This is a genomic window from Chelativorans intermedius (assembly GCF_025398255.1).
Taxonomy (GTDB): domain Bacteria; phylum Pseudomonadota; class Alphaproteobacteria; order Rhizobiales; family Rhizobiaceae; genus Chelativorans; species Chelativorans intermedius.
In genome coordinates this window covers 103,853-118,277 of the sequence record NZ_JAODNW010000017.1, presented here as the reverse complement: position 1 = coordinate 118,277, position 14,425 = coordinate 103,853, and the positions used below count along the sequence as shown (strand labels likewise).

The 14,425-nt window shown below is 67.0% G+C and carries 14 protein-coding genes; 7 read left to right on the top strand and 7 right to left on the bottom strand.

From position 1 onward, the window contains the following. Positions 1-53 precede the first annotated feature (53 nt). The 3 genes from NYR58_RS13120 to leuS all read right to left on the bottom strand — a co-directional run bounded on the left by NYR58_RS13120 (position 54) and on the right by leuS (position 4,275). Positions 54-986: a GNAT family N-acetyltransferase gene (locus tag NYR58_RS13120; RefSeq protein WP_261521307.1), complete on the bottom strand. Its 933-nt coding sequence runs from the start codon at positions 984-986 to the stop codon at positions 54-56. A gap of 121 nt (positions 987-1,107) precedes the next feature. Beyond that, a complete protein-coding gene (gene lptE / locus NYR58_RS13115) occupies positions 1,108-1,653 on the bottom strand; it encodes an LPS assembly lipoprotein LptE (RefSeq protein WP_261521306.1) in 546 nt (181 codons plus the stop codon). Between the two features lie 6 nt (positions 1,654-1,659). Continuing rightward, a complete protein-coding gene (gene leuS, locus NYR58_RS13110) occupies positions 1,660-4,275 on the bottom strand; it encodes a leucine--tRNA ligase (RefSeq protein WP_261521305.1) in 2,616 nt (871 codons plus the stop codon). A gap of 123 nt (positions 4,276-4,398) precedes the next feature. On the opposite strand from leuS, the gene NYR58_RS13105 reads away from it, so the two are divergent. Continuing rightward, positions 4,399-5,064: a YggS family pyridoxal phosphate-dependent enzyme gene (locus NYR58_RS13105; protein WP_261521304.1), complete on the top strand. Its 666-nt coding sequence runs from the start codon at positions 4,399-4,401 to the stop codon at positions 5,062-5,064. A gap of 112 nt (positions 5,065-5,176) precedes the next feature. On the opposite strand, the gene NYR58_RS13100 is transcribed toward NYR58_RS13105, so the two are convergent. After that, positions 5,177-5,449, bottom strand: coding sequence for an usg protein (locus NYR58_RS13100; RefSeq protein WP_261521303.1), 273 nt, complete (start codon positions 5,447-5,449; stop codon positions 5,177-5,179). A 269-nt stretch (positions 5,450-5,718) separates the two neighbouring features. On the opposite strand from NYR58_RS13100, the gene acs reads away from it, so the two are divergent. Next, positions 5,719-7,680, top strand: a complete 1,962-nt coding sequence (acs, locus tag NYR58_RS13095; protein WP_261521302.1) for an acetate--CoA ligase — start codon at positions 5,719-5,721, stop codon at positions 7,678-7,680. 427 nt (positions 7,681-8,107) lie between these two features. On the opposite strand, the gene NYR58_RS13090 is transcribed toward acs, so the two are convergent. Together NYR58_RS13090 and NYR58_RS13085 are read right to left on the bottom strand one after the other, a co-directional pair. Further along, entirely contained in the window at positions 8,108-8,860 is a 753-nt protein-coding gene (locus tag NYR58_RS13090) for a DUF1223 domain-containing protein (protein WP_261521301.1), read from the bottom strand. Positions 8,861-8,987: 127 nt separating this feature from the next. Then, on the bottom strand, positions 8,988-9,788 hold the full coding sequence (locus NYR58_RS13085; protein WP_261521347.1) for an exodeoxyribonuclease III: 801 nt from the start codon (positions 9,786-9,788) through the stop codon (positions 8,988-8,990). Positions 9,789-10,274: 486 nt separating this feature from the next. On the opposite strand from NYR58_RS13085, the gene ffh reads away from it, so the two are divergent. The 5 genes from ffh to NYR58_RS13060 all read left to right on the top strand — a co-directional run bounded on the left by ffh (position 10,275) and on the right by NYR58_RS13060 (position 14,077). Further along, complete coding sequence (gene ffh, locus NYR58_RS13080) at positions 10,275-11,822, top strand: signal recognition particle protein (RefSeq protein WP_261521300.1); 1,548 nt, start codon at positions 10,275-10,277, stop codon at positions 11,820-11,822. Between the two features lie 12 nt (positions 11,823-11,834). Further along, the gene (locus tag NYR58_RS13075) at positions 11,835-12,170 is read left to right on the top strand and encodes a chorismate mutase (protein WP_261521299.1); all 336 of its coding nucleotides are present in this window, start codon (positions 11,835-11,837) and stop codon (positions 12,168-12,170) included. Beyond that, positions 12,167-12,667: a GNAT family N-acetyltransferase gene (locus NYR58_RS13070; RefSeq protein WP_261521298.1), complete on the top strand. Its 501-nt coding sequence runs from the start codon at positions 12,167-12,169 to the stop codon at positions 12,665-12,667. The genes NYR58_RS13075 and NYR58_RS13070 overlap by 4 nt, the downstream gene beginning before the upstream one ends. 24 nt (positions 12,668-12,691) lie before the next feature. Further along, on the top strand, positions 12,692-13,093 hold the full coding sequence (gene rpsP, locus NYR58_RS13065) for a 30S ribosomal protein S16 (protein WP_261521297.1): 402 nt from the start codon (positions 12,692-12,694) through the stop codon (positions 13,091-13,093). Positions 13,094-13,249: 156 nt separating this feature from the next. Next, on the top strand, positions 13,250-14,077 hold the full coding sequence (locus NYR58_RS13060) for a ferredoxin--NADP reductase (protein ID WP_261521296.1): 828 nt from the start codon (positions 13,250-13,252) through the stop codon (positions 14,075-14,077). 6 nt (positions 14,078-14,083) lie between these two features. Here NYR58_RS13060 and NYR58_RS13055 read toward each other — a convergent pair whose 3' ends face one another. Continuing rightward, on the bottom strand, positions 14,084-14,287 hold the full coding sequence (locus NYR58_RS13055) for a DUF1674 domain-containing protein (RefSeq protein ID WP_261521295.1): 204 nt from the start codon (positions 14,285-14,287) through the stop codon (positions 14,084-14,086). Positions 14,288-14,425: the final 138 nt, after the last annotated feature.

Sequence of the window (14,425 nt, the reverse complement as noted above, 5' to 3'; positions counted from 1 at the left end):
GTATTTATGCGACGCCAGATGATTCCATCTGGCTGCAAAATGCTGTAAGGCCGTCAGGCCGGGTCTGCCTGAAGGCCCGGCTGGAACTCCGCCGTCGGGTCATCGGCCAGCCGCGCCACCGCATGGGCCTGCAGCGCGGCGGCGATCTCGGCCGGCTCTCCCTCCAGCCGCTCGGGCGGGATCGGCCTGCCGACGGTCATCTCGAAGGCGCGTCCCTTCTTGTTCAGAAGCTCGTGGAACAGCGTCATGTCGCGCAGCTCCGTGGAATATTTCGACAGCAGATAGAACAGACCGGAATTGCGCGCCGTGATGTTGACCGGGATGACCGGAACGCGATAGCGCCTGGCCAGCGCCACCACCGAGGGCTGCCAGGGCCGCTCCGTCAGCCGGTCCTGGTGCCAGTAGGCGATGCGGCCGGCCGGGAACAGGACGATCGCCTTGTTCTGGGAAAAGGCCTTGGCGGTCATCTCCAGCGTGTCCCGGCTCTTGGCATGGGACTTCTCGCCCGCCCGCCACTCCACCGGAATGACGAGATCACGGAACCGCGGATTGACGCGCAGCGCATCGCGGTTGGCGAAGATGGCGAGATCCGGCCGCCGCTCCTTCATCAGGTCGAAGATGGCGATGCCGTCGGCGATGCCCGTGGGGTGGGTGGGCGCCAGGATGAAGCTGCCCTGCTCGGGAATGTGCTCGGTGCCGCGGGCCGACACGTTCAGCGACAGAAGCCGGCTGATATAGGTGAAGGCGTCCCAGCCGGAAAGCTCCGCGATCTCGTCGGCCATCGCCAGCGCCTGGCGGTAGTGGAAATAGCGATAGAGCAGCGGCCGGGCCACCGGCCACAACGGGTGCTGCGAAAGATGCACCGTCCGCTCGGCGATGAGCTGGTCGACGATATGCGGGGGCTCCTTCGCGGCAGCCGCATCGCGCCTGAAGACGCGGTTGCCCAGCACGCCGGCGACCGACATGAGTGTCGTGTGAAAATCCATGGGCGAAGCACTCCGTTGGCGGCTGTTTCACCGAAAACTATGACGACGCAATGACGATCGCACCGGACAGCGACGGCAAAAGGCTCCAATCAATCGCAAGCGCCATAATAGCACAGCCCGCCTAGCGGCCGTCCAGCCCCGCCAGATCCCTCGCGATGGCGAGGTGGATGAACTCCGCCAGCTCGCGCGCTGCCCGGTCTTGTGCGTTGCGCTCGGCCCGCAGCACGGCAAACTCCTGGCGCGGCCTGTCGAAGCCGGCGCTCACGCTCTGTGTGCCGGCGCTCACCGGCTCGCCGGTGATGCTGTCGATGAGCCTGTAGCGGCCGGTCAGCGTGACGGTGCCCGCGGTCGGCTCGTCCTCGCCGCCGCTCTGGATGTCCACTGCCGAGCCCACGCGGCTGGTCACGTCCAGCTCCAGGCGATAGCCGGGATTTGCCGGCTCCCCGGCCCCGCCATGCAGGAGGAAGATGAGATGATTGCGCACCTGCTGGGCCGGGCGCGTGGAAACCGGCGCCACGGAAACGGCGTCGAGCCGCGCCGTCTCCCGCACCGCGGCGCCGGGCGGCGCCTCGGCCAGCAGCGGGCGCACCGTGCAGCCCGCGGCAAGGGCGAGAAGCAGGCCGGAAGCGGCCAGGGCGAAGGCACGTATGGCGGCGTTCAAGGGCATCCCCCCTCAGGCGACGACGTTGACGATTCGCTGCGGCACCACGATCACCTTGCGTGGAGCGGCGCCGCCAAGCGCCTTCTGCACGAAATCGAGCCCGAGGACCGCTTCTTCCACGGCAGCTTGATCCGCGTCGCGGGCGATTGTCAAATCTCCGCGCTTCTTGCCGTTGATCTGCACCGGCAGCACGATCTCGTTGTCCACCACAAGCCCGGGATCGAAGTCCGGCCAGCGGCTCGCCGCCACCAGCCCCTCGCCGCCGATCTTGGCCCAGCATTCCTCGGCCAGGTGCGGCATGAAGGGGGCGATCAGGTGGATGAGGATTTCCACCGCCTGGCGCGCCGCCGCGCGCGCGGCGTCATCGCCCGCGCCCAAGCCCGACAGCGGCCCCTGCAGCTCGTTGACCAGCTCGTGGATGCGCGCGATGGCGCGGTTGAAGGCCAGCCGCTCGATGTCCTCGCCCACCGCCTTCAGCGCCTTGTGAGCCGGCTTGGAGATGGCGGCCGCCGCCCCTGTCTTCGCCGCCTGCGGCACCGTTCCGGCAATGGCGGGCGCGGCCTCGCTCACCAGCCGCCAAACGCGCTGCACGAAGCGATGCGCGCCGGCCGCGCCGTCATCGGTCCATTCCACGTCGCGGTCGGGCGGGGAATCGGAGAGCATGAACCAGCGCGCCGTGTCGGCGCCGAAGGAATCGATGATCTCCTCCGGGCTCACCGTGTTGCGCTTCGACTTCGACATCTTCTCCAGCGCGCCGATCGTCACCGTCTCGCCGGTGGCGATCTCGACAGCCTTGCGTTGCCCGTCGGCATTCTCGACGCGCACCTCGCTGGGCGCCAGCCAACGCCCGTCGGCGGAGCGATAGGTCTCGTGCACGACCATGCCTTGAGTGAACAGGCCCTTGAAGGGCTCGTCGAGGTCCAGATGCCCGGTCGCCCGCATGGCGCGCGTGAAGAAGCGCGAGTAGAGCAGATGCAGGATGGCGTGCTCGATGCCGCCGATATACTGGTCGACGGGCAGCCAGCGGTTCACCGCCTCGCGGTCGGTCGGCCCTTCGGCGTGCGGCGAGGCGAAACGGGCGAAATACCAGGACGAATCGACGAAGGTGTCCATCGTGTCCGTTTCGCGCTGCGCCGCGCCGCCGCACTTCGGGCAGGTCACATGCCGCCATGTCGGATGCCGGTCGAGCGGGTTGCCCGGCCGGTCGAAGGAAACGTCGTCGGGCAGCCTGACCGGCAGGTCCTCCTTCGGCACCGGCACGATGCCGCAGTCGGGGCAGTGGATCATCGGAATGGGACAGCCCCAGTAGCGCTGGCGGGAGATGCCCCAGTCGCGCAGGCGGAAGTTCACCTTGCGCGCGCCCACCGGCCGGCCGGCCAGGGTCGCCGTCTCCAGGCGGCGCGCCACCTCCTCGAAGGCCTGCGCGTTCGTCATGCCGTCGAGGAAGCGCGAGTTGAGCATGATGCCGTCGTCGCCATAGGCTTCCTCGGTGATCTGGAAGGTTGCCGGGTCGGCGCCTTCCGGCATCACCACGGGAATGACCGGCAGGCCGTACTTGTTGGCGAAGTCGAGGTCGCGCTGGTCGCCCGAGGGGCAGCCGAAGATGGCGCCCGTGCCATATTCCATGAGCACGAAATTGGCGACGTAGACGGGCAGCGTCCATTCCGGGTCGAAGGGATGACGCACCCTGATGCCGGTGTCGAAGCCCTTCTTCTCCGCCGTCTCCAGCGCCGCCGCCGAGGTGCCGATCCTGCGGCATTCCTCGATGAAGGCGGCCAGCGCCGCATTGGTCTGCGCCGCCTTCTTCGCCAGCGGGTGGTCGATGGCCAGCGCCATGAAGGAGGCGCCGAAGATGGTGTCCGGGCGCGTCGTGTAGACCTCGATCTCGCTTTCGCCTGCCGGCGCCGTCTCCTCCGTCAGCGCCCAGCGGATCGACAGGCCCTCGGAGCGGCCGATCCAGTTGCGCTGCATCAGGCGCACCTTCTCCGGCCAGTCCTTGAGCCCGTCGATGGCCGACAGCAGCTCTTCCGAGTAGTCGGTGATCTTGAAGAACCATTGCGCCAGCTCGCGCTGCTCCACCTCGGCGCCCGAGCGCCAGCCGCGCCCGTCGATCACCTGCTCGTTGGCGAGCACCGTCTGGTCCACCGGGTCCCAGTTGACCTTGGAGGTCTTCCTGGTCACCAGCCCCTTCTCGTAGAAGTCGAGGAACAACATCTGCTGGCGGTGATAGTACTCCACGTCGCAGGTGGCGAATTCGCGGCTCCAGTCGAGCGACAGCCCCATCATCTTGAGCTGGTCGCGCATCACCGAAATGTTCTGGTAGGTCCACTCCCTGGGGTGCACCTTGTTCTGCATGGCGGCGTTCTCCGCCGGCATGCCAAAGGCATCCCAGCCCATGGGGTGCAGCACGTTGAAGCCCTTGGCCCGCTTGTAGCGCGCCACGACGTCGCCCATGGTATAGTTGCGCGTGTGGCCGATATGGATGCGCCCGGAGGGGTAGGGAAACATCTCCAGCACGTAATAGGTCGGCCGCGCGTCGTCCTGCGCGGCCTCGAACAGGCGTGCTTCCTCCCACGCCTTCTGCCATCGGGGTTCGGATACGCGCGGATTGTAACGTTCGGTTGCCATCGCTGGATCTTCACACAAAAGCAGGGAAGTTTCCGGCGGACCTTCACCATGGTTTGCGGCGAGCGTCAACTCCGGCTATTGCTCGCCGGCCGCACGATGACCCCGAAGAGCCTGGAAATCGCCATGTCCGAGCCCGCACGAAACCTTCGAGCCGTCCGCGAGAAAATCGCCGAGGCCGCGCGCGCCGCCGGCCGTGAACCGCGCGAGGTGGCGCTGGTCGCCGTCTCCAAGACCTTCGCGCCGGAGCACATCCGCCCCGTCATCGAGGCAGGCCAGCGCGTCTTCGGCGAGAACCGCGTGCAGGAAGCGCGCGCCAAGTGGCCGGCCCTGAAGGAGGCGTTCCCCGACATCGAGCTGCACCTGATCGGCCCCCTGCAGTCCAACAAGGCGAGGGAGGCCGTTGCCCTGTTCGACGTGATCGAGACGGTGGACCGCGAAAAGATCGCCGCCGCGCTTGCCGCCGAGATGGCCCGGCAGGACCGCCGCCCCCGCCTCTATGTGCAGGTCAACACCGGTCTTGAGGAACAGAAGGCCGGCATCGACCCGCGCCAGGCGGCGGCCTTCGTGGAGCGCTGCCGCACCGTGCACGGCCTGGCCATCGAGGGCCTGATGTGCATCCCGCCCGTCGACGAGAACCCTGGCCCCCATTTCGCGCTTCTGGAGAAGCTTGCCCGCGAGGCCGGGGTGGAGAAGCTCTCCATGGGCATGTCGGCCGACTACGAGACCGCAATCCGCTTCGGCGCCACGGCGGTGCGCGTCGGCTCGGCGATCTTCGGCAGCCGCGGCTGACCGCCGGCCCGCAAACCGCCACCGGGCGCGACGAAGCCCGGTGCGCGGGTTCCGTGCGGTCGGGCGCCGCGCGCCTTCGGTGCGCGCAGCACCTCTGCCCGTCTCGGTCAGGTCAGTGCAGCACCAGCTCCCCTGTCACGTTGCGCCACTCGCTGGGCGCGACGAGGCGGCGGTGCGTGTAGGTCACCGAGTGCAGCGGCCCCTCGATGGCCTCCTGCCAGAAGGCGATGAACCGGTGCAGCGCGGGGAATTTCGGCGCGATGTCGTATTGCTGCCAGACGAAGGTCTGCAGCAGGTGCGGATGGTCGGGAAGATGGTAGAGCACCTTGGCCGTGGTCAGCCCATAGCCTTCAAGCATCAGTTGGATTTCTCTGTTTTCGTGCATGGGTTCCCTTGCTCTTTCCGTGAAGCTCGCACCTTGTGATTTTGTCTCCGCGCGGCTTGACCGTCCAGAGGAAAAATGCTCTCACGCGCGCAAATTTTTGTTTGATTTCAGTTTGTTAGCAACACTCGCCGGCGGCTGCTGACAGCCCTTGGCGCAACATCCATTGTCTAATATTGTCGCCCACCGAAGAATGGTAATAATGCGCGCGGGAGGCGTTCGCCCATCCCCTGCGGCGTTCTGCCGGTCGAAAAGCATCCGGAGGAGAGGAAATGTCCGAAGTGCATGTTCATCGTGTCAAGTCGGCGTGGAAGAAGCACGCGCTCATCGACCGCGAGACCTACGAGAAGTGGTACAAGGACAGCATCAGGAATCCGGAGAAGTTCTGGGCCAAGCACGGCAAGCGCATCGACTGGTTCAAGCCCTATACCAAGGTCAAGAACACCTCCTTCAAGGGCAAGGTGTCGATCAGGTGGTTCGAGGACGGCGTGACCAACGCCTCCTACAACTGCATCGACCGGCACCTGAAGAAGCGCGGCAACCAGACCGCCATCATCTGGGAAGGCGACAATCCCTACGACGACAAGAAGATCACCTATAACGAGCTCTACGAGCATGTCTGCCGGCTGGCCAACGTGCTGAAGGCGCGCGGCGTGAAGAAGGGCGACCGGGTGACGATCTACATGCCGATGATCCCGGAGGCCGCTTACGCCATGCTGGCATGCGCGCGCATCGGCGCCATCCATTCCGTGGTCTTCGGCGGTTTCTCGCCCGATTCGCTGGCCGGCCGCATCGAGGACTGCCAGTCCGACTTCGTCATCACGGCGGACGAGGGCGTGCGCGGCGGCAGGAAGATTCCGCTCAAGGAGAACGCCGACAAGGCCATCGCCATCGCCGAGAAGGCCGGCGCGCGCGTGCGCCATGTGCTGGTGGTGCGCCGCACCGGCGGCAAGATCGACTGGGTAGAGGGTCGCGACCTCTGGTATCACGAGGAGACGCGTGCCGCCAGGCCGGACTGCAAGCCGGAAAAGATGAAGGCCGAGGACCCGCTGTTCATTCTCTACACCTCCGGCTCCACCGGCAAGCCGAAGGGCGTGCTGCACACCACGGGCGGCTATCTTGTCTACACCTCGATGACGCACCAGTACGTCTTCGACTATCACGAGGGCGACATCTACTGGTGCACGGCCGATGTCGGCTGGGTGACGGGTCACAGCTACATCGTCTACGGGCCGCTCGCCAACGGCGCCATCACGCTCATGTTCGAGGGCGTGCCCAATTATCCCGATGCCTCCCGCTTCTGGGAGGTGGTGGACAAGCACAGGGTCAACATCTTCTACACCGCGCCCACCGCCATCCGCGCCCTGATGGGGGCGGGCGATCAATTCGTCACCCGTGCCTCGCGCCGCTCGCTTCGCGTGCTCGGCACGGTGGGCGAGCCCATCAACCCGGAAGCCTGGGAGTGGTACTACCGCGTGGTGGGAGAGGAGCGCTGCCCCATCGTCGACACCTGGTGGCAGACGGAGACCGGCGGCATCCTCATCACGCCGCTGCCGGGCGCCACCGACCTGAAGGCGGGGTCGGCGACCAGGCCGTTCTTCGGCGTGCAGCCGCAGCTTGTGGATGGCGAGGGCAACGAGATCGAGGGTCCCGGTTCGGGCAATCTGTGCATCGTCGATTCCTGGCCGGGCCAGATGCGCACGGTCTATGGCGACCATGAGCGATTCGTGCAGACCTACTTCTCCACCTACAAGGGCAAGTACTTCACCGGCGACGGCTGCCGCCGCGACGAGGACGGCTATTACTGGATCACCGGCCGCGTCGACGACGTGATCAACGTCTCCGGCCACCGCATGGGCACCGCCGAGGTGGAATCGGCCCTCGTCTCCCACGAAAAGGTGTCGGAAGCTGCCGTCGTCGGCTATCCGCACGATGTGAAGGGCCAGGGCATCTACTGCTACGTCACGCTGATGGCCGGGGAGACGGGCTCGGAGGAGCTGAAGAAGGAGCTCATCGCCCACGTGCGCAAGGAGATCGGCCCCATCGCCACGCCCGACAAGATCCAGTTCGCGCCGGGATTGCCCAAGACACGCTCGGGCAAGATCATGCGCCGCATCCTGCGCAAGATCGCCGAGGACGACTATCACGCGCTCGGCGACACCTCCACCCTCGCCGATCCCGCAGTGGTGGAGGATCTTGTGGCCAACCGCCAGAACCGGCGCGAACACGCATAGCTCGGCGCACCGACGGCGCGGCCCGGTTCCGGCGTCGGCGCGCGCGGGCGGAACCGGCCTCGCCGCCGCCCGCCGTTTCCCACATCGCATGTCGCTGAAATCGTTCGGGAATCTGCGTTCTTGCGCGGTGCGGCGCACCCGACGCCGCGCCGCGTCCTCACACCCGAAAACGCATTGTCGGATTTGGTGATCGCCTGCCTTATTCTCGCCGCCTTCTGTTCAAGCTGCTGCCTTGTTTTGAAGCAAGGATGCCACCGTTGCCTGAGACGGTTCGATCCGGAGACGGTGCCGTACCCCAAGCCCCCCCGCCCACGGTGTCGTAGCCGGATCGAACCAACTCCGGGCGCCAGACGCCCGGTCCCCCGGCAGGCAACGATCCCGAACCGGATCGTGCCGGCGCGCCTTGGCCGCCGGCTTCTTTTTGGCATTACCAGTCGAAACCCGAGTGCGCCGCCCCCAATATGATGCCGGGGCGGCCCTCGGCATCGAAAGCCTGCACCAGCACCGCGCAGCGCCCGCCCTTCCTGACGATCTCGCTTTTCGGCAGTTCCAGGCGCATGGAATCTCCATGCCACATGCCCACCGTCTGGAAGCCGGTGACGACGTTTCGGTAGTCGACGGAGCGGCCGCGATTCTCGCCGCTTTCGATCGAAACCACCTCGCTGGACTTGTAATAGACGACGATGACATGCGCATCGGCCAGCCCCGCCGCTGCCGGGCCGGCCGCCGCGCCGATATCGACGAAGATGCTTCCGTTGCGGGCGGAAAGCGCGATGTCGACGCTCAGCGCGCCGCTTTCCGGCCGGTCGAGCGCCGCCAGAATCGCCTTGCGGTTCGAGCCCACCGCATCGCGATGCCCGTTGATGACGACCTGCGGTGTATAGACCGGCCGGTCGAGCGCCGCCCCATAGGCGCGCTGACGGGCGGTGTTTTCCGGTGTGGCAAGCGTGTCCTTCCAGCCGAGATAATCCCAGTAGTCGACATGGTAGGAAAGCGCCACCACGTCGTCCCGTCCGGCCAGCTCGGCCAGCAGCGCATCCGCCGGCGGACAGGAGCTGCAGCCCTGGCTGGTGAACAGCTCCACCACCCCGACCGGCCGTGCCGTGGCCTCGGCGAAGGCGGGTGCGGCAAGCGCCAGAAGCAAGAGAAGGGCGCCCATGCGCGCTCTGAGGGTTGTCATCGTCCTGCCGCCCGTCCGTCCTTTCGCCCCGGTTGTCTTGGTCCGTGCCCGTGCACGGAACGTCGCCCGCACAGTAGCGGCTGCCGGGTTTCGTTGGAAAGTCACGTTGCGGTGAGGCTCGGGCGCCTCAGCCGAACTCGGCGATCACCGGCACGTGATCGGAGGGCCGCTCCCAGCCGCGTGCCTCGCGCAGCACCTCGACGCGCCGCAGCGCCGGCACCAGACCGGGGGAGGACCAGATATGGTCGAGCCGCCGCCCGCGGTCGGAGAAGCTCCAGTCCTTGGCGCGATAGCTCCACCAGCTGAAAAGCTTCTCCTGCGGCGGGATGTGGCGGCGCACAAGGTCCACCCAGCCGCCCTCGTCGCGCAGCCGGTCGAGCCCCTCCGTCTCCACGGGCGTGTGGCTGACGACATTGAGAAGCTGGCGGTGCGACCACACGTCGGTCTCCAGCGGCGCGATGTTCAGGTCGCCGACGAGCAGCGTCGCCGTGTCCGCGTCCTCCTGCGGGCGCACTGCGTGCATTTCCTGCAGGAAGTCCAGCTTGTGGCGAAACTTGGGGTTCACCTCCGGGTCCGGTTCGTCGCCGCCGGCCGGCACGTAGAAATTGTGCAGCAGCAGGCGCCGCCCACCCGCTTCCACCAGGGTGGAGACATGGCGGCTGTCGCCCATGCCGCAGAAGCCGCGCTTTTCCACCAGCCGCATCGGCAGGCGCGAGATGGTGGCCACGCCGTGATAGCCCTTCTGGCCGTGAATCTCGATGTGGCGATAGCCGAGCTTGCGCAGCGCGGCGAGCGGAAAACGGTCGTCCGGGCACTTGGTCTCCTGCAGGCACAGCACATCCGGCTGGTGCTCTTCCAGGAAGCGCTGCACCAGGCCGAGGCGTAGCCGTACGGAGTTGATGTTCCAGGTGGCGATCTTGAAGGGCATGCGGGCCTGTCCGTCTCTTGCAATCAGCCGCCAATAGCGCGGCCGGCAAGCCGATGGCAAGCAGCGCGCCAGCGCCAGGCCCTGCATGCAGCCGCCGCCCTTCTCCTGCCCCATCGCCCTCGCGGAAACCGGATGCGCACCGGGTGTTCGCGAGAACGGCGGCAGCCACCCCCTTCGAGGTCGGTTCCCGAAGGCAAGTGTGGGCCCGCGACAGGCCGGAGCTCCCCCTGCCGGGCGCGAAAATGCGCCCCGCTGCTTGACTCGCGGCGCGGTTTCCTGTCTAGAGGCGCCGCAATCAGCGACGAGTGCAAACTCCGAGCAGCCGACCGGGGCGCCCCTCAATCTTGGCAGGGAGACCGACCCCGGAGGTCAACACCCGGCAGCGCGATGCGCCCCCGGGTGCTTTTCGGCGTTGCCGGAGGTTTAAGCACCGGCGCGGATGCATTACCTCTCGTGTCTGGCGATGCGAGACGAAGAGGAACGCGGATGTTCGAGAACCTGCAGGAACGCCTTGGCGCCATCCTGAACAACCTCACCGGGCGCGGCGCGCTGTCGGAGGCGGACGTTGCGGCCGCGCTGCGCGAGGTGCGTCGTGCGCTGATCGAGGCCGACGTGGCGCTCGACGTGGTGCGTTCCTTCACGGAGCGCGTGCGCGAGAAGGCAGTGGGCGCGGAGGTGCTCAAATCCGTCAAGCCCGGCCAGATGGTCGTCAAGATCGTCCATGACGAACTGGTGGAGATGCTGGGCGCCGAGGGCGAGACGATCGACCTCAACGCTCCGGCGCCGGTCGTCCTCATGATGGTGGGCCTGCAGGGCTCCGGCAAGACCACCACAACGGGCAAGATCGCCAGGCGCCTTTCCGAACGCCAGGGCAAGAAGGTGCTCATGGCCTCGCTCGACACGCGCCGGCCGGCTGCCCAGGAGCAGCTTCGCCAGATCGGCGAGCAGGTCTCGGTGGCCACCCTGCCCATCGTGGCCGGCCAGAGCCCGGTCGACATTGCCAAGCGCGCCGTCCAGGCGGCACGGCTCGGCGGCCATGACGTGGTGATCCTCGACACCGCCGGCCGCACCCACATCGACGAGCCGCTGATGGCCGAGATGGCCGACATCAAGCGCGTGGCGAACCCGCACGAGATCCTGCTCGTGGCCGATTCGCTGACCGGCCAGGACGCGGTGAATCTGGCCCGGAGCTTCGACGAGCGCGTCGGCATCACCGGCCTTGTGCTTACCCGCATGGATGGCGACGGGCGGGGTGGCGCCGCGCTCTCCATGCGCGCCGTCACCGGCAAGCCCATCAAGCTTATCGGCACTGGCGAGAAGATGGACGCGCTGGAGGAGTTCCACCCCCGGCGCATCGCCGACCGCATTCTCGGCATGGGCGACATCGTCAGCCTTGTCGAGAAGGCTGCGGAGACCATCGACCAGGAAAAAGCCGCCGCCATGGCGAAGAAGATGCAGGCGGGCAAGTTCGACCTGAACGACCTCGCCGAGCAGCTTCAGCAGATGCAGAAGATGGGCGGCATGGGCGGCATCATGGGGTTGATGCCCGGCATGGGGAAGATGAAGGACCAGCTCGCCGCTGCCGGGCTGAACGACAAGACCTTCGCCCGCCAGATCGCCATCATCCGCTCGATGACGCCGCAGGAGCGTGCCAACCCGGACATCCTCAAGAACAGCCGCAAGAAGCGCATCGCCGCCGGCTCCGGCACGGATGCCGCGCAGATCAACAAGCTTCTCAAGATGCACCGCCAGATGGCCGACATGATGAAGGCCATGGGCGGCAAGGGAAGGAAGGGCGGCATGATGCGCGGGCTGATGGGCGGCATGGCGCAGAAGATGGGCCTCGGCGGAATGCCCGCGGGCATGGGCGGAATGCCCGATCTGTCCAGGATGGACCCGAAGGAGCTCGAAGCGCTGCAGAAGCAGCTGGGCGGGGCGGGCGGCCTTCCGCGGGGGGGCCTGCCCAGGGGGCTTCCGGGCCTGCCCGGGGGCGACGGCCTGCCGGGCCTGCCCGGCCTGCGGCGGAAGAAATGAGGGGCGGAAGAGATGGGCGCTGAAACGGATCCGGTCAAGGCGCAGCTTCTGGAGCTGCGTGCCTCCATCGACAACATCGACGCCGCCCTCGTTCACATGCTGGCCGAGCGCTTCCGCTGCACCAAGGCGGTGGGGCAGCTCAAGGCCGTGCACAACCTGCCGCCCGCCGATCCCGAGCGCGAGCGCCAGCAGATTGCCCGGCTGCGCCGGCTGGCAAAGGATGCGCAGCTCGATCCCGATTTCGCGGAGAAGTTCCTCAACTTCATCATCCACGAGGTGATCCGCCATCACGAGGCGATTGCCGAGAAGCACAACGGCGTGCCGACGGGAGGCGAGGCGCAGGCATGACCCCTGTCCTGGAAAGCGAACGCCTGGTGCTGCGCGGCTGGCGGAAGGAAGACTTTCCCGCCTTTGCCGCCTTCTACGCCGACGAGGAGCGCACGCGCTACATCGGCGGGCCGAAGAACGCGTGGCAGGCATGGACCGGCTTTGCCTCGATGCCCGGCGAGTGGGCCCTCAACGGCTACGGCCTTTTTGCCCTGGACCGCAAGCAGGATGGCGCGACGGTGGGCTTCGCCGGTCTCTGGCACCCCGCCTACCTCGAAGAGCCGGAGCTGGCATGGAGCCTCTATGCCGGCTTCGAGGGCAAGGGCTATGCGGTGGAGGCCGCCCGGCGGGTGCTGTGCTGGGCGCGCGACCGCGGCCTGCCGCCGCTGATGAGCTTCGTGCATCCCGAGAATCTGCCGTCCCAGGCGGTAGCGAAAAGGCTGGGGGCGACGCCCCTGCCGCCCACCACCCTGCGCGGCGAGCCGCGCTTGCGTTTCCGGCACATGGTGCCGGCCTGAAAGCCATCATCGAAAGGAAGACACATGGCACTGAAGATCCGACTGGCCCGCGCGGGCTCCAAGAAGCGTCCCTACTACCACATTGTGGTGGCCGATGTTCGCGCCCCCCGCGACGGGCGCTTCATCGAGAAGCTGGGTTCCTGGAACCCGATGCTGCCCAAGGAAGCCGAGCGCGTGAAGCTCAACGAGGAGCGCATCAAGCACTGGCTCTCCAACGGCGCGCTGCCCACTGACCGCGTGCTGCGCTTCCTCGATCAGGCGGGCCTTGCCAAGCGCCCGGCGCGCAACAACCCGAAGAAGGCGCTGCCCGGCAAGAAGGCGCAGGAGCGGCTCGAAGCCGCCCGCCAGGCCGAAGAGGAAGCCAGGGCGGCGGCCGCCGAGGCCGCGGCTGCGGCTGAAGCCCCGGCCGAGGAAGCGGCAAGCTGAGGCCGTTGCGTGGCGCGCGGCTTTTACGGCACGGCGCAAATCCGTGCCGCTTTTCTCCCGCGCGCCGCAAATCCGGAATGCAAAACCTTTTTCCCGGCCGCATTTTGAAATAGGTCTTTGCGGACGCTGGAACCGCGACGGACAAAGGATCAGCCCATGAACACCGCTGCGATGCCCAACACCGAGGCCGTCCAGGCGCTGGAGTTTCCCATTCCTCCCGGCGTCTATGCCGAACGCGTGGTCTCGGTGCGGCATTACACGGACAGGCTTTTCTCGTTCCGCATCACGCGCCCGCAGACCTTCCGCTTCCGCTCCGGCGAGTTCGTGATGATCGGCCTGCCGAATGCGGAGAAGCCGGTCTTCCGCGCCTATTCCATCGCCAGCCCCAACTGGGACGAGGAGGTGGAGTTCTTCTCCATCAAGGTGCCGGACGGCCCGCTCACCCAGCACCTGCAGAAGATTGAGCCCGGCGACACCGTTCTGATGCGCCAGAAGTCGACCGGAACGCTGGTCAACGACGCGCTCACCCCGGCCAGGCGCCTCTACATGATCTCGACGGGCACCGGCATCGCGCCCTTCGCCAGCCTCATCCGCGATCCCGAGACCTATGAGAAGTTCGAGCAGGTGATTCTCACCCACACCTGCCGCGAGGTGGCGGAGCTGAAATATGGCGAGGAGCTGATCGCGGCCACCCGCGAGGATCCGCTGATCGGCGAGTTCACTGCCGGCCGGCTGCACTATTTCGCCTCCACCACGCGCGAGCCCTCGGCCCATATGGGCCGGATCACGGCGCTGATCGAGAATGGAGCCCTGTTCAGGGCGCTGGGCACGCCCCCCCTGGACCCGGCCAGCGACCGCGTCATGATTTGCGGCTCGATGGATATGCTGAAGGACGTGCGCGCTCTGGTAGAGAAGGCCGGCCTGAAGGAAGGCTCCAATGCCGCGCCGGCCGATTTCGTGGTCGAGCGCGCCTTCGTGGGCTGAGCCCGGTCAGAAGTCGCTGGCGATTCCCTTCACCTCCCAATCGCCGTAGCGGGCGGGATCAGGCCCGTCCCGCCCGCCGATCTCGCGTGGTGCCGGCTGCCGCGCGGCAGCCTGGCGGCGGCGCTCCTCCGCCTCCTTCAACGCCCGTTGCGCGGCGGGCGGCAGGTCGCGCCTCGCCTCCGTCCTCTTGGTCTCTTCGCTCACCGGCATCGTCCTTTCGCGTCAGGATGGCGCATTTGTTGAATATGCATGGCTGCCTTCCCATCATATAGGCGAAACGGCCGCCACGGCAAAACGGCGGCAGACGGGTGATGCGCCCCACCCCCGGAGAGGGGCGGGCGGGAATGG